Source organism: Mangrovibrevibacter kandeliae, from assembly GCF_024519155.1.
In the GTDB taxonomy this organism is placed as follows: Bacteria; Pseudomonadota; Alphaproteobacteria; order Rhizobiales; family Rhizobiaceae; genus Mangrovibrevibacter; species Mangrovibrevibacter kandeliae.
In genome coordinates, this window is the sequence record NZ_JANIFJ010000001.1 from 1,119,179 (window position 1) to 1,136,465 (window position 17,287).

Sequence of the window (17,287 nt, forward strand, 5' to 3'; positions counted from 1 at the left end):
GGCCGATCCCCAGCCGGCCGAAGTACAAGGACACCTCATGGCCCTTCTGACCGCATCGGCAAGCGGCGTCTTCGTCATCGCGGTGACGCCCTTTACAGCCACCGGCGCCATCGACGTCGACAGCCTCGACCGGATGACCGACTTCTATCTCGACGCCGGGGTGAGCGGCATCACCATTCTCGGCATGATGGGGGAGGCGCCCAAGCTGACGCAGGCCGAGGCACGCCAAGTCGCCGAGCGGGTGATCGGCCGGGCCGTTGCGGTTCCCGTCGTGGTCGGGGTCTCGGCGCCCGGTCTAGCCGCCATCGCGGAGCTGTCGGCCGCGGTTATGGATCTCGGCGCCGCCGGCGTGATGGTGGCACCGACCCCTTCGCTGCGCACCGATGCCGAGATCCGCGGCTATTTTGGCGACGTCGCGGAGAGCATCGGTTCCGGCGTGCCGATCGTGCTGCAGGACTACCCGCTCTCCACCTCCGTTCAGATCCACCCGAAGGTCATCCTCGACATTGCCCGCGATCTGCTGCAGGTGGTGATGCTGAAGCACGAGGACTGGCCGGGTTTGGCCAAGATCACCGCGTTGCGCTCGGCCGAGGCGGCGGGCGCTCGCCGGCTGTCGATCTTGTGCGGCAATGGAGGCCTGTTCCTGCCCGAGGAGGTGGCCCGGGGCGCCGACGGCGCGATGACGGGCTTCGCCTTCCCCGAAATGCTGGTCGAGGTGGTACGCCTGGCGCAGGCTGGCAATCTCGACCGGGCGCAGGACCTCTTCGACGCCTATCTGCCGCTGGTGCGTTACGAGCAGCAGCCGGGGGTCGGGCTCTCGGTGCGCAAGCACGTCCTAGCCAAACGCGGCGCCATCGCCTCGCCGGCGCTGCGTCGGCCCGGGGCGGAGCTGGCGCCGGAAGCCTTGGCGGAAGTCGAGCGCCTGCTCGCCCGGCTCGAGCGCCGGCTGGCCGAGCTTAACTGACGCAACGCCGGCCCCGCGCACCCGCGGCGGGAGCGAGTCAGGCCGGCCGCAGGGTCGCAATCGCCTCGTCCAGACGGGCTCGCGCTTCGCGCTCGCGCTGCACGGCTGTTTCGGCGTCGACCGCTCGGAAGCGGACCAGGCGGCCCGCCGGCGTCTGCGCCAGCCGGGCGATCTCGTGCGAGACGATCGTCGCGATCTTCGCAAAGCCGCCGGTGGTCTGACGGTCGGCCATCAGAACGATCGGCCGCCCCGTCGGCGCCACCTGGATAGAGCCCATCACAGTGCCGTCGGACACGATGTCGTGGCCGCGCGTCGCGGGCAGCGAGGGTCCGTCCAGCGTCATCGCCATGCGATCGCGCATCGCGGTGACGGCGAAATCGCCGCCGAGAAAGGTGCGCCACACCGCCGGAGCAAAGTGATCCTCCTGGGGTCCGGGTACCACCAGGATCGGTCCGCGCTGCGGGCGGAAGGGCAGAACCAGCCGCTTCGGCACGGCGTGCGGGTCGTCGCCCAGCGGCAACGCGTCGCCGGCCCGCAGCGACCGGCCTTCGAGGCCTCCGACGGCGCTGCGCAGGTGCGTGGCGCGGCTGCCCATCACCGGTGGGGTGGCGAGACCGCCGGAGACGGCGAGATAGCCCCAGACAGCGCCGGCAAGCCCACTGACGGTGATTCGCGATCCAGGCTCGACCGGATGGGCCTCCCAGGCCGGCAGCCGCCGTCCGTCACGGCAGATCTCCACCGTGCCGCCAGTGACGGCAACGAGCGCCGGGCGTGTGACCGCAAAGCTGCCGCCGGTCAGCGCGAATTCAAGGCAGGCATCACCGGGAGCGTTGCCGACAAGAGCGTTGGCCACAGCCAGGGCCGCGCTGTCCATCGGGCCGGAGGCCGAGACGCCGAAGCGCAGGAATCCGAAGCGGCCGAGGTCCTGCACCGTCGTCATCGGTCCCGCCGTCAGCACGCGGAGTTGCCCGGTCATGTCCGCTCCGCCTCAGTGATGTAGTTTTCGCCTTCGGCTTCGGCCGTCGCGCGCAGGGTTGCGAACTCCTCCCGGTCGATCCGTCGGAAGCGGACCCGGGCGCCGGCCGTGAGCAGGAACGGTTGCGGCCGCCGGGGCTCGAACAGGCGCAGCGGAGTCTGTCCGATGAAGTGCCAGGCGCTCGGGCCGGGCACCGAGTTGATGCTGCCCTGCGCGCCGCCGATGCCGATGGCGCCCTCCGGCACGCGCTGGCGCGGCGCCGGCTTGCGCGGCGTGTGCAGCGCTTCCGGGAGGCCGCCGAGATAGGCAAGGCCTGGCGCGAAGCCGATCATGTAGACCCGGTACTCCGGCTCGAGGTGAAGTGCGATGACCGCCTCAACCGTCAGATCCTTGGCCTTAGCTAGAGCCTCAAGATCGAGGCACGCCTCCCCCTCGTACATCACCGGCACGGTAACGAGCGGCTGCTGATGTTCCAACTGGGCGCACGTCGCCAGCCTTTCACGCAGCGCGGCCACGATCATGGTGCCGTCGACTCGCTCCACGTCGAACATTACCAGCAGCGACCCGTAGGTCGGCACCACCTCGACGACATCCGGCAGGGGCGCATCCTGCAGCGACTGCGTCAGCGCCATTACGCGGCGGCTGATGATGGGGTCGATACCCTCGCCGAACACCACGGCCAGCGCGCTCTCTCCACACGAGGCGAACCTATACTCAATCCCGATCGCATCGAAATTGCCGGGCACGATGTCAGAGCCTCTAGCACGACGAATGGAAGCTAAAGCTGAATTCTGTCGGATCGTGGTTCAAGGTATGCCGACAGTGTACCGTTGGCAACGATGGTCAGTGTGACCGCCTCTTCATTCGGGTGTTCGTCTGCGATCGGTCCACGCTGGTCGTCAGAAATGGGTGCGGAAGTAAACGTCTCGCGCCGGCAGCCGGTTAAGGGTGGTCGCGACCGAGCATGATACGGCCGACGCCTCGACAAAGGCATCTTGAGGGGACCGCAACGCACGGTTTAGGAAAATTGATTGAATCCCGCCGCAACCTGAGCTTCAGCCTCTCGACGCACTAGCGCCTTGACGTCCGCAACGGTCAGGGACTGGCCGGCGCGGTTGCGGGCCCACAGGACCTTCGCCTGCGATCACCACATTACACTCCAAGGCGCGTTTCGATCCGTAAGTTTGTTGCTCCGTTCGTGGAGCACTCAAAGTCTTCCGATATACGAGCGCAGTTCGCGGCTCGATATTGTGATAGGACTGCACCAAGCGGAGAGTCGGCCTTCAAGCGCGTGAAGCGCCGCGTCACCGTCCTACGATTGCGCTTCACGTATGGCTTCACGTAATCGCGCGGCATCAGCTCGATGGTAATCTCCAGCGCCTGCAGCGCTCGTGCTCAATGATGGGCGTCGCAGCATGCCTCCACGCCGATAAGGTAGGGCAGGGGAGCTGAACAGAAGCGAGCGACGTCGTCACGCAGGAGGCAGCATGTGCACACTAGCTGGCATCACGCATCGACTCCGCGAACTAGAACCAATGCTCGGCGAGGTCGAGACCGATTGTGGTCCTTGATAGAGCGGCTTCTAGGCTGATGGGCCGCAACGGCATCGTGCTACTAAACGCCCTGCCGGGAGTGGGCCTCACCTCACCGACGGCCGCCTAAGCTACTAGCGCCTCAATGAGACGCTGTTCGCCTCGCTTAGCTATACCCCGCCTGGTGCAGCGACCTGATGGGAGGACTCTGTTACTGCCGAATCATCAAGGTAGGCGGCTGACGCCCGCCGACGCCGCCAAGCAGGTTGCACGACCCCGCCCCCGCGTTCGCGCCATGTCAACCCCGAACTCGGACTCCAGTTCTAGTGGAGGAGAAAGGGAAGCACTCGCCAACATGAGAGCATTCATCGACGCTTCCAGTCGCAACCAGACCCTACCGGGGATGCCGGTGACCACCGCGCCGGTGGTGCCGCCCTATTGCGCTGCTTCCACAGGATTTGACAATCCAGATCATCATGTGATTCGATTGTGGGCAGCGCCACGTCGCTCCCAAGCCGCTTAGGGTGCTTGCTGCTCGGTTGCACGCCCGCGCTCGCCCTGTGGCACGGCACATCTCGCGGCAGGAGTGCGTAGACCTGCCTGCCGTGCTCGCAAGTGTGGCATCGCTGACACAGATCCTCGAAAGGACAAGGGGCACGATCGTTTGCTGAGGCTCATCCGGGACCGGTCTTCGTCCCGATCGGCATGATCAGATGGTGGCACCGGAACGCCGAAGGGTAGAGCTTTCCGTCGGGAACGGCTCTCAGGTGGTCAGTTACCCCGTGCCGATCGGCCCGGAATCTCGGATGACTACCCATCGTCGCGCCGAGTGCGTGCGAGATGTTCTCAAGGACGGTGCCGGTGCAGCCTGAAAGAAGATATGCTGCCATGGCACCGCTGCCCGTGAATGGAGCATACCGGCATGTGAGGAACTGGTCCCTGACATCCGCGACATAAGGGGCGACCCATCTTTCGGTCTTCAGGACCTTCGCTTCCACCGGCCAGACGATCCGCGGATTGGCCCGCAGCACGAAGCCGATATCGTAGAGAGGTGGCTGAGCTGGTGCTGGCAGTCGCGTTTCGTGCTCGTGGACGCCATGCTGGCAGTAGAAGGTCTCGTCTCCCGTCAGGGCGTCCCTGACATGTGGTTCCAGTAGTTGCGTGAGCGTCCGTTCGACGTCTTCCATGCGCGTATCGAGGTCGCTGCCTGCGACCACGGCCATGAGGCTGTCATAGCCGGACCACAGGGCGTTCAGGATCTGCTGCTGCGCACCCTCAACGAAGAGAGCCGACACCTCCAGGAATCCCGTATCGCTCGGCCACAGGATCTCGCTCGGAGTGAAGCGCCGCGTCACGGACTGGCCGCTTCCGGGGCAGTCCGCTCCATGGCCAGGCCGGATGTCCAGCCGGCGAGGAGAATGTCGTCGGCATCGCGCATGGCCTGCGCCCTCGTCCAGTAACGCTTCTCGTCCGGGCGGATCAGCATGACGCTTGGGACGAGGTCGCCGGATTCGCCACATCGGAAGTTCTCGAAGATCGTGGCAACACGGTTGCCTGTGAGCACGCCGCTTCCCGTCCGGCTCACCGGCTTCCATCGGGCAAGACTTTCCGCGAGCGCGCCTTCGTCCGCGGGGAACCTTCGGATGCGGCTCTTGCCGACCCGAGCGAAGTGCACGAATGCGACCCGATGCGACGCTCTTCCTTCATCTGGTCCCTTGTCCGCGATCGTCGCGCAGAAATCGGCTCCGCCTGTCGAGGCCTCCAAGACATCCAGGAACTTCTCGCAGTAGGCATCGAGAGCATCGCGGGTACCTTCTTTGCTGGTGCTGCCACGCCCGGGTTTGTGGGAATCCCTCAAAAGTTCGGGAAGGGAAAATTCCAGCGCATCCTCAATGAGGGCCTGCTCGGAAGGGCGAACTGAGAAGCGTCGCTCGACGAGATCGTCGAGTGCGGCCTCGTTCGGTAGATCCTTCGTTTCCACATCGTCGAATCTGGCGATCGGCAATCGCATGAAGTCGCCCGCGAGCGGCTCCGGGCGATAGGTCATCCTACCATTGGTGAGGGCAAGGAAATATGCGGCAAGGCGGCTGTTGATGAACAGGCAGGCATCGCGGAGCGCGTCCTTCCCGATCTCGTCGCGAGCGTGCACGCTAAGGTAACTTTGCGTGCAAACGGTCGCCGGACCGACGGGGAGAACGGCGCGGAAGCGTCGGCGCCGACTGGCCCAGCCCTGCTTCACGATCATCTGTGGGGAAGCGAACGCCTCGGGTTTGGTGCGGCGATGGATCCTGGTCGCGCCGAACAGGGGCAGATCCTTGGACCGGAGCGTCAGCCATGCGTCCTCGGGGAAGTCCCGCGTGTCGAGGTAGCGGAAGCCGGCGAGCGCCTTGTGCTCCTTTCGATCGCCCTTGGGAATGACACCCTCCCTGCTCACGACCGAGCCGGTCGATTCGAGATCTTGGAGGTTGTACGCGCCGGACAGAGCGATGCGGCGGCAGAGTGTCAGATCGCGACGCGTTCCAGTCATGAGGACGGTCCAGACTGCGGGGTCGTCCATCTCGTCAGGCGCGACGGCGTGAACGTCGTTCTTCTCGATGGCGATCCGGAACGCATCGCCTTCGCCGAACTGTAGTTTGGGGCAGACGTAGATCGTGGGCTCGTCCCGTCCGGCTCCTTTCGTGAGGGTCACGCTGCAGGCGGGAGATATCGCGCTCGGAAAGAGGTGGAAGCGGAGGATCGAGAAATTGACGATTTCGTCGATGCTCGCCCGTTCGAGTATCCGTCTGCGGGTTTCGACCGAACCCTCGTGGAACAGCAGGGTCCCCGCGGACTGAATCATGGCGAGACGCCCGCCGGTACGGAGCAGCGTCAGCGACTTCGCAAGAAACAGACTGCCTACGTCCAGTTTCGACAACTGCCAGCCATGCATCTCCGACCACTCGCGGGCCTTTGGCGCGGCGGTGTTCTTGCCCCACGGGGCATTGCCGATGACGATGTCGTAGCGCTCCGCGTTCCCTTCGGTATCGAAGCCTTCGATTTCCGAGAAGAAGTCCGCCGCGACGATCCGGTCGCCGCGCAGGGAGGGAAGGCGGACCTGCATCCAGTCCTCCCGCGGATCTATCTCGTCGCACATAGCCAGATACAGGCTGAAGGACGCGACCCTTACGGCATGCGGGTTCAGATCGACGCCGAATACGCAGTGCGTCAGCATGTATGCGAGGATTTCCGGCGGAACCGCAGATGCCCGGTTCGCCCTGCGCCAGCGATGGATCAGCCGCTGGAACGCCCGTACGAGGAAGACGCCGGAGCCGCACGCGGGATCGATGATCCGAATGTCCCATTCGTCGCTCGTCCAAGGCAGCACGCTGTCCAGAACGAAGTCGGCAAGATAGATCGGCGTGTAGTGGCTGCCCGTGGACTTCGTCGAGGCCTCCTTCGTCAGCTGGGCTGCGATGGCGCTGGGAGAGACGAATTCCTCGTAGATGCAACTGACGAACTCGAGGGGGATGGTCTCGAACGAATACAGCCGCCAGAGATTCGTCTGCCCGGAAGCGATTTCGAGGTCTCCAACGACCAGATCCCGCAGCACGTCGAGATGCTCGCGCTTTACGACGTCCGTCTCGGCTTTCCACTCGGCCTCGTTCCTTGCCTCCTCAGCGAACTTGCCGGGGAAGAGATCGCCGTTGAATCGCGAGTTCAACCAACGAAAGAACCGGTATGTCTCCTCCTTGCTTTCGAGGATAGACGAGAAACCCTGGTGCCTGTGGCGAAGCGTGCCGTCCTCGAAGAGCGACGCGAGTCGATCCGCGTCGAGCGCCGATCGTCCGCAGGCATCCTTCCTGTCGAAAAGGAACTGCACGAACATCAGCCGTGCGATGAGATCGTGTGCGACGTCCGTCGGAAGAGGCGCCGCCCCCTCGACCAGCCGACGCCGCACGGTCTTTAGGTTTTCGAGGAGCTGCCGGTCGGCACGTCCATCCGACGAGAAGCGATTGGCGTGATCTTCAATGATCTGTCCGGTGACGAACGAGACGATATCGAGCGCCACGGCCGCCTGATCCGACAGCGAAATGTCGGAACCCAGATCGCCGCGTACGGTGGAAAGCTCCGCGGCTTGCGACGTCATTCCACCCATGAAGAGCCTCGGACGCTCGAAGCACGTCCACGCCCTGATCTCGGTGGGATCGATGGTGACGAGGGTCGGCGCGTGGCAGAAGTTCCAAGCGAGTCGATGCGCCTGGTCGAGGAGATCGGCAGAAGCCGGGCGCGCGAATTCGCAGACGATCGCCCGCAGCTCCACACCGGTTCCCGCAGGTCCTTGCGACGTCAGCACCCCGGTCCTGACCATTCCCTCGCCAACCAGTCGGATCAGGGGGCGCTCGATCTTCTGGCGGACTAGGTCGGCATGGATCCGCACCAGTTCGTTCTGCGGGTCGAAGACGGCATCCTGGTCGGGCCAGCCGAGTTCTAGGGTCAGTCTTGCCGCGGGGGAACGGACGAAGGGCGTCACGATGCGACCCCGGAGGCTTCAACGGCGCCATACCCGGTTCGGATACTCCGGGCGGCGCCGGAACCATCTACGAGAGCGGCGACCCAAAGGAACGCCCGGGGATCGCCGGCGGCTATCTCCGCCAGAACGGCCGACTTTTCCACCGGCGAAAGCCGCTCGACCTTCTTCACGATCGTCGCCCGGCGGCGCCGTATCGCCTCGCGGTCGCGGAACGACCTTCCGATATGGGAATGATCGTGAAGGACCACGTCGGGATCGTAATTCAGCCATAGCCTCTCGTCACGAAGACCTGTCTGGCTCGGTACCTTTAGGTCGACGATCCGCCAGCCTTCGAGATGCCGGTCGTAGAGATCGCTGGGGTAGCCGGATATCATCACGGGACAAGGGAGCGTGCGCAGGAGGGCGAGAAGCCGGATGTGATCCGCTTCCCCGAGGTCGTGCCGATACACCCTCGGACGGCGCCTCGTCGACGGGAGATAGGGAGGGTCGCAGTAGACGAACTCGTCGCCACGAAAGGCATGGTTTCGTATCCAGGCCGCTGCGTCCTGCTCTACGATCGACAGGCCGGGAAAGCCCTCATCTCGCCACTGAGCCGCGACCGCCGAGTCGCGCTCGATGCCGAAGCTGAGTTCCGCAGGCCGCTTGGCGCGCATGACCGCCCCGCCGCCGAGATGCGTCTCGATGTAGACGCGATGCGGCGGGATCAGGGAAATGATCTGCTGGAAGATTCGGCCCTTGCCGCCCGGGTAGGTCATGCCACTACTATCGCTTGTTTCCGCGATGAACGCAATGGTCTCCACGATTGCTACCGACCGTTCGCCCTGTGGTGCGAAGGCGCCCTCGTCTCGCCGTGCCGCGGTAGCGAGCGGAGGCGCGATGGGCAAGGCGCCATGCCCCCAGTCCCGCTCACGATAGCGGTTGCGCTGGGCAGCCGCAGCGAGCTCTTCCCGCCATAGGCCGCGCCGGTGGCGGCTCCCACCTCCAACTCCATCAGCCGCTCGGCGGCAAAGCCGATCATCTCGCGCAGAGGATCAGCATCAGGCGTCTTCTCCACGAGCGCCCGCAGGTTCATCATCTCGTCGGTCATCGTTGGTCTTTCCGGTCCGGGTTGAGGTCAGCAACCAGACCCTACCGGAGATCGCCGGTAACCACCGCGCCATTGATGACGCCCTACAGTGCGATAAAAGGCGCGGGCATCATCAGTGGCGCGACTGCCGAGCTACACCAATCAACGGGACACAACCCGTTCGTTTCGGTCTGTGATCTTGGTGCTCCGTTTCGTGGAGCACTCAAAGTCTTCAACACACAAGCGCTGTTCGCGGCTCGATATTGTAGTCGGGCTACAGTAAGCAGAGAAGCTGGCCTTCAAAAGCGTCGTTGCTTCCTTGAGCGCCTCCCCAACCGCGCAGATGCCAAGGAGACTACGCCCAACCAGGGGTGAAGACGTTCTTCTGCATCCTCCGGAGGGCAATTCGCCAACCTGAACACCACCTCGCATATTTCCCAGTGGGGTGGCCAACAGACGGGAGCACGTGATGGACCGGGACTCCAACTCCACACGGAAAATCTTGGGCATGTCACCCGGTCGCCAGAAAATCTCAGGATGCATGGGACATTGCCAGCGTCGACCGCGCGTTTCCGGCGTTCCGCCGTCAGTCGGGCCATTGCAGCGTCGACGCCAGGCTGCGACGCGCCACGGCCATCGCGCCCTCTGGCCGTGGCGCCGCCATCACCCGCTCGAAGGCATCGGCGACAACCTCGGCCTCGCCGTCATGCAGGTTGCAAGGGTCGAGATAGAAGAAGCCGAGCTCGGCCTCGTGATCGCGCACGATCACTGGCGGCTCCCCGGCTGAGAGGGTCTTTGCCAGCCCATAGGCGGTGAACCCGCTCTCCGGCGCCACTGCGACTTCGAGACGATCGAGCGGATTGTGGGTCGGATCGGGCGTGATCCGAGCATGCAGGCCGGGATGCGCGTTCAGCCGCGCATGCCACAGCCCGAGCGCCCCCGTCTCGCGGGCTCGGACGGCGGAGTGGTCGCGCGTCTCCCAGGCGTCGAGCGCCGCCATGACACCGGCGATCGACTCTTTGCCGACCTTCATTGCCCGGCCGATCCCCTTGTTCTGCAGATAGGCGGCGCGCACCAGGTCCTTGCGGCCGGCGACGAGGCCACTGGTCGGCCCTGACAGGAACTTGTGGCCGGAATAGATCACGATGTCGGCACCACGCGCGAGGAAGCCGCGCAGGTCGTACTCGGAGGCCGCGTCGACGATCACCGGTACGCCGCGCGGCCGGCAGATTTCCACCACCTCCTCGAGGCTGAGGAGCCCGTACTGCACCGTGTGGTGGCTGACGACGTGCAGCAGCGCGACCGTGTTGTCGGTGATGGCGTTCTCCACATGGTGGCGCTGCACGGCGGTGACCGTGCCGGCGGTGACGACCCTGCCGCCGACCAGCCGGACCGACTGGTCCACTGGTGCGCCGTAGTTCACCGCGTGGCCGGCCTGCAGGAGCACCTCGGTCCTCAGGCCGCGCGTATCGTTCGGCAGCCGCTCCATCGCGAGGAGGTCGATGCCGGTCATCGCCCCGGCGATCGTCATCGAGATGCCGGCGGCGCAGCAGGCGGTGACGAAGCCGGCCTCCGCTCCGGTCAGCCGCGCGATGGTGGCGCTGGCGCGGCGCTGCAGGTCGTCGATCTCGACCCATTCCGGGGCGATTTCGGCCATTGCGGCGATCGCGGGCTCGGTGATGATCGAGGCGCCCAGAGACGTCATCGTGCCGGACACGTTGATCACCTGGCGCAGGCCGAGACGGGTGCGGATTTCGGAGTTGTGGCGAAGCGGGGCAGTCATGGCAGCTCCTGAGTGGTGCGGAAACGGGGTGGCAGCCGCGGTCGCGACAGGCCCGAGAGGGCAGGAACAGCGCGCCCCGCGAAACCGATCCTCCGGCCGTCGCGGGATTGTCGCTTGACCCGGCTGCGTGTTCCCGTTTTATGGAAGAGCAGGACGGGAGAGGCGGCATGAGCGCGACGGCACGCAACAGGACGAGCGGCATCGACCGGTCGCTGCAGGTCATGGACATCCTGGCCGAGCGGCGCGTGCCGATGTCGGCTTACGATCTGGCAAAGAGTGCCGGCGCGCCCATCTCGACGATCTACCGCCTGGTCGACGAGCTCGTTGCCCGCGAGATGCTGTCGCGCGGGCGCGACAACACCGTCTGGTTGGGTTCCCGGCTGATGCGCTACGGGCTGGTCTATCGCTCGCAACTCGATCTCTTCGGCCTCGCACAGCAGGAGATGCACCGCCTCGTCGAGGCAACGGGCGAAACCGTCCAGATCTGTACCCGTGACGAAGGCATGATGCTGGTGATCGGCATGATCGAGGGCGAGGGGCACTTCCGCGTCGCTTCGCATGTCGGCACGCGGGTTCCGCTGAACTGGACGGCGTCGGGCCGGCTGCTCCTTGGCCATCTCGACGACGCGGCCCGCCTCGCGGCCTTCGCCGAAACGGCGCGCCCGTCCGCGACCGGCATGGCGGAGACGGATCCGCAGCGCCTCGCGACACAGGCGCGAGCCGACTTTGAAAACCGCCTGGCGCTCCAGTTCAACGCCAGCGAATTCTCCGTCGCTTGCATCGCAGCGCCGATCCGCAACGAGGAGGGCGCCTGCGTCGCCACGATCTCCATCGTACTGCCGGACCGCAAGGCGGAGGAGCGGCAGGCCGAGCTCGGCCGTGCCGTCCAGACGGCAGCCGAGGCTGTGGAGCGCTCGCTCTGGCAGTAGGCCGCCCGAAGGCGCCGAGATGGATTGGGCAGGGGGCATCAGTATTTCAGACTCGCTCGCAGATCGCTTCGATCTCGACGGTGATGCTGTTCGGCAGCGAGGCGACGCCGAAGGCCGAGCGCGCATGCACCCCGGCCTCGCCGAACACCCGCGCGAGCAGGTTGGAGGCGCCGTCGACGACGAAGGGATGGCGCTCGAAATCGGGCGTCGCATTGACCAGTCCGAGCAGCTTGACGATGCCGCGCACCTTGTCGAGGCTGCCGCAGTGGCTGCGTAGCGCCGCCAGGATGTTGATCGCCGCTAGCTCGGCATGGCCGCGGGCGGCCTCGGCGTCGATGTCGGCGCCGACCTTGCCGCGCATCGTCCGCCCATCCTCCAGGATCGGCCCCTGGCCGGAAACATAGAGCAGGCCGCCGACCTCGCGGACATTGGTGAAGGCCCCGATCGGGCGCTGCGCCGCCGGCAGGACGATGCCGACAGCGACGAGCCGCTCTTCGGGAGTTGCAGCGTCACGGGCAGGCGAGAAGTCGATTGATTTCATGAGTCCGTCAAAGGTTGATGCAGTGGGCGATCCGCTCCGGCCCGACGGGCACGGGCGGGGGGAAGGCGTCGGCGCAGGCAGGTAGAACGCGCGGGCAGCGCGTGCGGAAGACGCAGCCGGACGGCGGGTCGAGTGGGCTCGGGATCGAACCTTCCAGCACGTCGCGTTGCCGGGTCGCGGCCGGATCGGGCTGCGGCACGGCAGATAGCAGCGCCCGGGTGTAAGGGTGCGCCGGCTGGCGCACAAGCGGCCGCGCTGGACCGTTTTCGATGACCCGGCCGAGATACATCACCGCGATCCGGTCGCAGAGGTAGTCCACCACGCTGAGATCATGGGCGATGAACAGCATCGTCAGACGACGTTTCACCCTGAGGTCGAGGAGGAGATTGAGGATCTGCGCTTGGATCGACACGTCGAGGGCCGAGACGCTCTCGTCGGCGACGATGAAGTCCGGCTCCAGCGCCAGCGCCCGGGCAATGCCGATCCGCTGGCGCTGGCCGCCGGAGAACTCGTGCGGGTAGCGCGGCATCTGGTCGGCCGACAGGCCGACCTCCTCGAGCAGCGCCGCCACCCGGTCCCGCCGGTCGCGCCGCGTTCCGATGCCGTGCGCCCGAAGTCCCTCCGCGACGATATGCTCGACCTTGAGGCGCGGGTTCAGCGACGACACCGGATCCTGGAAGATGATCTGCATGCGCCTGCGCATCGCCGTCATCTCGCGCGCCGACAGGGCGGTGAGTTCGATGCCGTCGAAGCGGATCGAGCCGGAGGTGGGCTGGATCAGCCGCAAGAGCGTGCGCCCGAAGGTGGTCTTACCCGAGCCGCTCTCGCCGACGAGGCCGGTGATCGAGCCCCGAGCGATGTCGAGCGAGACGTCCTCCACGGCGTGGATGGTGCCTCGCGGCGTCTGGAATCGCTTGGTGAGGTTGCAGATCCGCAGCAGCGGTTCGGCTGTGGTTGCCGACTGCGGGCTTGGCGCGCTCGCCTCCAGCGTGGTTTCGCTAGGCATGGGCAAGCACCTCCTCGGCGCGGATGCAGGCGGCGCGGTGGCTCGCCAGCACCTCGCGCAGATGCACCGGCTCGTCGCAGGGCGGGATCGCCAGCGGGCAGCGTGGCGCGAAGGCGCAGCCGGGCGGCAGCGCGGTCAGCGGCGGCACCGCGCCGGGGATCGCCTGCAGCCGCTCACCCTCCGGTCGGTCGGTGCGCGGGATCGAGGCGAGGAGGCCGCGCGTATAAGGGTGCGCCGGCTTGCGGAAGAGATCGGAGACCGGCGCCTGCTCGATGATCGCGCCGGCGTACATCACCGCAACGTCATCGGCCACTTCGGCGACGACCCCCATATCGTGGGTGATGAACAGGATCGACATGCCCATCTCGCGTTGCAGACGGCGCATCAGGTCGAGGATCTGCGCCTGCACGGTTACGTCCAGCGCCGTGGTCGGCTCGTCGGCGATCAGGAGCTGCGGCGCGCAGACGAGCGCGAGCGCGATCATCACCCGCTGTCGCATGCCGCCGGACAACTCGTGCGGATAGCTGCCCAGCCGGCTCGCCGCAGCCGGGATCTCTACCAGCTCGAGCATCTCGACCACCCGGCGCCGGCGCGCCGCCGCGTCGAGGTCGGCGTGCAGGAGCAACATCTCGCCGATCTGGTCGCCGACCGTGAAGAGCGGATTCAGCGAAGACATCGGCTCCTGAAAGATCATCGCGATCTCGCGACCGCGCACGGCGCGGAAGTCCTTCGGCCGCAGCGTCGTGAGGTCGAGGGCCCCGCCGGCGCGGGTGCGGTAGCGCGCCGCCCCGCCGGTCACCTGTCCGTTCGGCGGCAAAAGGCCGAGCAGCGCAAGCGAGGTAACCGACTTGCCCGACCCGCTTTCGCCAACGAGCGCAAGCGTGCGGCCCGCCGCCAGGCTGATGCTGACGTCGCGCAGCGCCGTAACCGCGCCGCGCCCGGAGCGGAAGGCGACGCGCAGCGCCTCGACCGACAGGATCGGCGCTTCCGTCATGTCCGGCGCGCCGCCTCCTGCAGGCTGGCGCCGATCACCGTGCTGCGCGGCTCGATCATGCGGTCGAGGCGCAGGTGGTTGCCCATGGCGTCGGTCGCGTCGATCGCCGCGTCGACGACGTCGAACAGCGTGAAGTCCGCCTTCGCGCCGGTCTCGATACCGGTGGCGAGGCCGAGCACCGAGCGCGGCCGACGGGTGATCGCCGGGATGCACTCCTCGAGCGGCAGGCCCACGGCCAGAAGCTTGGCGACGGTGGTGGCGAGATCGTGGACGGGACCTTCGATGTTGTGCAGGTGCAGGTCGGTCGAGATCGACCACGGCTTCAACCCCCGCTCGAGCGCCTTGCGGGCAACGCCGAAGTCGAAGGAGGCCGCGCCATGGCCGATGTCCATGCGCACGCCTTCGCCTGCGAGGCGGATCGCGTGTTGCCACAGCGCCTCGGTGTCGGCGATCGAGCCCGCCTTCTTGCCATTGAAGCAGTGGGTGACGATGTCGCCTTCGGTGAGGATGTCGAAGACCTCCTCGATCAGCGGCGGCGGCTCGCCGACATGCACCATCAGTGGCAGGCCGGCGATCTCGGCGACGCGCTTGGCGATCTTGGCGGGCGTGATGCCCCAGGCGCCGACGATGACGCCGGAGGCGCGCACCTTGACGCCACAGATCACGTCCCGGTTCCTCTCGATCGCCGCCAGGGTGCGGTCGACGTCGATCGAACGCATGTCGATCAGCTCCGGCACGCGGTTGCAGGCGACGAGACCGATCGAGCCGATGTTGAGAAAGGCGCGGACGGTCTCGGCCGCCGGCTGAATGACGTACTCCCTGAGACCGTGAAAGGTGGCCTCCCCGGCGCTGCCGGCATCGGCCATGGCGGTGACGCCGGTGCCGCGGCCGGCTTCCGCGGCGCGCACCGAAATGTCGGTGCCGCCGTGCCAGACATGGACGTGGAGGTCGCACCAGCCGGACGACAGGTAGCTGCCGCGGCAGTCGACGGTCGCCGCGCCGGCCGGCGCGCTGGCGGCGAGCCGTCCGTCGTCGCCGACATGAAGCGCGGCGGGTGCCGTCTCGAAGCCGATCGGGCGGAAGTTGGTCAGCGTGAAAGCCATTGTCTCAGACGTCCTTGGCAAGGCGGGGGTCGAGCGCGTCGCGCAGGCCGTCGCCGATCAGCTGCAGGCTGAGGACGGCGAGCGAGATGGCGATGCCTGGAAACAGGATGAGGTAGAGGGCCTGGTCGATGTATTGCCGCCCCTCGTTGATCATGGTGCCCCAGGTCGGAATCGAAGGGTCGACGCCGACGCCGAGGAAGGAGAGCCCGGCTTCGGCCAGCATGGCGTAGGCGAAGATGAAGGTGGCCTGCACGGTGACCGGCGAGACGATGTTCGGCAGGATGTGCCAGATCATGATCGAGAGGTCGGACGAGCCGAGCGCCCGCCCCGCTTCGACGAAGGGCAGCTCGCGGATCACCAGCGTCGCAGCCCTTACGATGCGGGCGATGCGCGGCGTGTAGACGATCGAGAGCGCCAGGACGACGTTGGCGACGGAACCGCCGAGGACAGCGACGAGCGCGATCGCCAGCAGGATGTCCGGGAAGGCCATCATCGCGTCGATGAGCCGCGACAGCGGCGCGTCGAGCCGCCGGAAGAAACCGGCGGCCAGGCCGATCACGATGCCCGCCGCGGTCGAGACGAGGGCGGTGCCGAGCCCGATCAGCAGCGAGATGCGGCCTGCGTAGAGCAGCCGCGACAGGACGTCCCGGCCGAAGGCGTCGGCGCCGAGAAGATAGTGGCCGAGCGGCGGCGACAGTCGGGCGCGCACCGACATCCGGGCGGGGCTTGCGGGCGCGATCCAGGGCGCGAGGAGGGCGGCGAGGAGGATCACGCTGAAGATCACGAGAGCGACGAGCACCGCCCGACGCTGCACGAGGTTGCGCAGCAGACCCGGATCCTCCGACATCGCGGCGGCGGCCATCAGTAGCGCACCCGTCGGTCGATCAGGAGGTAGAGGAGGTCCACGGCGAGGTTGACCAGGATGTAGAGCGTCGCCACCACGATCAGCGTGCCCTGGATCACCGGATAGTCCCGCCGCAGGACCGCGCCGACGACGAGGTTGCCCATCCCGGGGATGTTGAAGACGCGCTCGGTTACCACCGCGCCGGAGACAAGGAGGGCGAAGGTCAAGCCGATCACCGTGACGATCGGGATCGCGGCGTTCTTCAGCGCGTGCCGCAGCACCACCCGGGCCTCCGACATACCCTTGGAGCGGGCGGTGCGGATGAAGTCCTCGCCGAGCACGTCCAGCATCGAGGCGCGGCTGAAGCGCAGGATCAGTGCGGAATTGACGATGCCGAGCACGATCGAGGGCAGGATCAGGTAGCCCATCCGGTCCAGGTAGGAGGCCTCAGGGCCGCCATAGCCGGAGGCGGGGAACCAGCCGAGGTCGGTGGCGAACCAGCGCTGGAGGATGAGGCCGGTCCAGAAGGACGGCACCGAGGCGGCGAGCATGGCGGCGGAAACGGCGGTCTGGTCGGCGACGGTGCCGCGCCGATAGGCGACGAAAATGCCGATCGGCACGGCGATCACCACCGCGAACATCAGGGAGAACAAGGCCAGGAAGGTCGTAGGCTCGGCCCGGTGGGCAAGCACCGACAGGACCGGCTGGTCGAAGAAGAGGGAGCGGCCGAGATCGCCGCGCAAGGCATGGCCGATGAAGGTGGCGTACTGGACGAGGATCGGCTGGTCGAGACCGAGGCGAGCCCGCAGCGCGGCCGTTTCTGCCGGCGTCGCGTCCGGCCCGAGCATCAGCGCGGCCGGATCACCGGGGGCAAGGCGCACCAGGACGAAGGCGATGGTGAGCACCAGGAACACCACCACCACCATGCCGAACAGGCGCTTCAGGATGTAGTTGCGCATCGGGGACTGCCGGAGGAGAACAAGGCCGCCGCGGCCTTGGAACCGCGACGGGAGCTGTCAGTCAGGTGGCGTTGCCGCCC

General features: G+C 66.6%; 14 protein-coding genes and 1 pseudogene. 2 read left to right on the forward strand and 13 right to left on the reverse strand.

Translation table 11 applies throughout. The features are described 5' to 3' along the window. Positions 1-37: 37 nt before the first annotated feature. Positions 38-964 (forward strand): dihydrodipicolinate synthase family protein, encoded by a 927-nt coding sequence (locus NPA30_RS05320; protein WP_256801319.1) that lies wholly within the window; start codon positions 38-40, stop codon positions 962-964. Between the two features lie 37 nt (positions 965-1,001). Here NPA30_RS05320 and NPA30_RS05325 read toward each other — a convergent pair whose 3' ends face one another. From NPA30_RS05325 to NPA30_RS05355, 7 genes and pseudogenes are all read right to left on the reverse strand, one after another. Beyond that, the gene (locus NPA30_RS05325) at positions 1,002-1,940 is read right to left on the reverse strand and encodes a 5-oxoprolinase subunit C family protein (protein WP_256801320.1); all 939 of its coding nucleotides are present in this window, start codon (positions 1,938-1,940) and stop codon (positions 1,002-1,004) included. Beyond that, entirely contained in the window at positions 1,937-2,686 is a 750-nt protein-coding gene (pxpB, locus tag NPA30_RS05330; protein ID WP_256801321.1) for a 5-oxoprolinase subunit PxpB, read from the reverse strand. The genes NPA30_RS05325 and pxpB overlap by 4 nt, the downstream gene beginning before the upstream one ends. A 1,460-nt stretch (positions 2,687-4,146) precedes the next feature. Beyond that, a complete protein-coding gene (locus tag NPA30_RS05335) occupies positions 4,147-4,827 on the reverse strand; it encodes a hypothetical protein (protein ID WP_256801322.1) in 681 nt (226 codons plus the stop codon). Next, on the reverse strand, positions 4,824-7,982 hold the full coding sequence (locus tag NPA30_RS05340) for an HsdM family class I SAM-dependent methyltransferase (protein ID WP_256801323.1): 3,159 nt from the start codon (positions 7,980-7,982) through the stop codon (positions 4,824-4,826). The genes NPA30_RS05335 and NPA30_RS05340 overlap by 4 nt, the downstream gene beginning before the upstream one ends. Then, positions 7,979-8,866, reverse strand: coding sequence for a DNA adenine methylase (locus NPA30_RS05345; RefSeq protein WP_256801575.1), 888 nt, complete (start codon positions 8,864-8,866; stop codon positions 7,979-7,981). Before NPA30_RS05345 ends, NPA30_RS05340 begins: the two co-directional genes overlap by 4 nt. A 12-nt stretch (positions 8,867-8,878) precedes the next feature. Further along, a pseudogene (locus NPA30_RS05350) lies at positions 8,879-9,069 on the reverse strand (IS256 family transposase); the annotation flags it as partial. A gap of 565 nt (positions 9,070-9,634) precedes the next feature. Continuing rightward, positions 9,635-10,831, reverse strand: a complete 1,197-nt coding sequence (locus tag NPA30_RS05355; RefSeq protein WP_256801324.1) for an aminotransferase class V-fold PLP-dependent enzyme — start codon at positions 10,829-10,831, stop codon at positions 9,635-9,637. A gap of 167 nt (positions 10,832-10,998) precedes the next feature. On the opposite strand from NPA30_RS05355, the gene NPA30_RS05360 reads away from it, so the two are divergent. Continuing rightward, entirely contained in the window at positions 10,999-11,760 is a 762-nt protein-coding gene (locus NPA30_RS05360) for an IclR family transcriptional regulator (RefSeq protein WP_256801325.1), read from the forward strand. A gap of 46 nt (positions 11,761-11,806) precedes the next feature. On the opposite strand, the gene NPA30_RS05365 is transcribed toward NPA30_RS05360, so the two are convergent. Genes NPA30_RS05365 through NPA30_RS05390 form a run of 6 tightly spaced genes read right to left on the reverse strand, consistent with a single transcriptional unit; the run spans position 11,807 to position 17,207 of the window. Next, the gene (locus NPA30_RS05365; RefSeq protein ID WP_256801326.1) at positions 11,807-12,301 is read right to left on the reverse strand and encodes a RidA family protein; all 495 of its coding nucleotides are present in this window, start codon (positions 12,299-12,301) and stop codon (positions 11,807-11,809) included. Positions 12,302-12,308: 7 nt separating this feature from the next. Next, positions 12,309-13,307 carry an ABC transporter ATP-binding protein gene (locus NPA30_RS05370; RefSeq protein WP_256801327.1) on the reverse strand — a complete coding sequence of 333 codons (999 nt, stop codon included), beginning with the start codon at positions 13,305-13,307 and terminating at the stop codon, positions 12,309-12,311. Beyond that, positions 13,300-14,301, reverse strand: a complete 1,002-nt coding sequence (locus tag NPA30_RS05375; RefSeq protein WP_256801328.1) for an ABC transporter ATP-binding protein — start codon at positions 14,299-14,301, stop codon at positions 13,300-13,302. Before NPA30_RS05375 ends, NPA30_RS05370 begins: the two co-directional genes overlap by 8 nt. Then, on the reverse strand, positions 14,298-15,404 hold the full coding sequence (locus tag NPA30_RS05380) for an amidohydrolase family protein (RefSeq protein ID WP_256801329.1): 1,107 nt from the start codon (positions 15,402-15,404) through the stop codon (positions 14,298-14,300). The genes NPA30_RS05375 and NPA30_RS05380 overlap by 4 nt, the downstream gene beginning before the upstream one ends. A gap of 4 nt (positions 15,405-15,408) precedes the next feature. Further along, positions 15,409-16,266: an ABC transporter permease gene (locus NPA30_RS05385; RefSeq protein ID WP_256801330.1), complete on the reverse strand. Its 858-nt coding sequence runs from the start codon at positions 16,264-16,266 to the stop codon at positions 15,409-15,411. Next, complete coding sequence (locus NPA30_RS05390) at positions 16,266-17,207, reverse strand: ABC transporter permease (protein WP_256801331.1); 942 nt, start codon at positions 17,205-17,207, stop codon at positions 16,266-16,268. Before NPA30_RS05390 ends, NPA30_RS05385 begins: the two co-directional genes overlap by 1 nt. Between the last annotated feature and the right edge of the window lie 80 nt (positions 17,208-17,287).

Coding starts and splice junctions, on each gene's coding strand:
- NPA30_RS05320 (WP_256801319.1), top strand. CDS start 38: ATGGCCCTTCTGACCGCATCGGCAAGCGGCGTCTTCGTCATCGCGGTG.
- NPA30_RS05325 (WP_256801320.1), bottom strand. CDS start 1,940: ATGACCGGGCAACTCCGCGTGCTGACGGCGGGACCGATGACGACGGTG.
- NPA30_RS05355 (WP_256801324.1), bottom strand. CDS start 10,831: ATGACTGCCCCGCTTCGCCACAACTCCGAAATCCGCACCCGTCTCGGC.
- NPA30_RS05360 (WP_256801325.1), top strand. CDS start 10,999: ATGAGCGCGACGGCACGCAACAGGACGAGCGGCATCGACCGGTCGCTG.
- NPA30_RS05365 (WP_256801326.1), bottom strand. CDS start 12,301: ATGAAATCAATCGACTTCTCGCCTGCCCGTGACGCTGCAACTCCCGAA.
- NPA30_RS05370 (WP_256801327.1), bottom strand. CDS start 13,307: ATGCCTAGCGAAACCACGCTGGAGGCGAGCGCGCCAAGCCCGCAGTCG.
- NPA30_RS05375 (WP_256801328.1), bottom strand. CDS start 14,301: ATGACGGAAGCGCCGATCCTGTCGGTCGAGGCGCTGCGCGTCGCCTTC.
- NPA30_RS05380 (WP_256801329.1), bottom strand. CDS start 15,404: ATGGCTTTCACGCTGACCAACTTCCGCCCGATCGGCTTCGAGACGGCA.
- NPA30_RS05385 (WP_256801330.1), bottom strand. CDS start 16,266: ATGGCCGCCGCCGCGATGTCGGAGGATCCGGGTCTGCTGCGCAACCTC.
- NPA30_RS05390 (WP_256801331.1), bottom strand. CDS start 17,207: ATGCGCAACTACATCCTGAAGCGCCTGTTCGGCATGGTGGTGGTGGTG.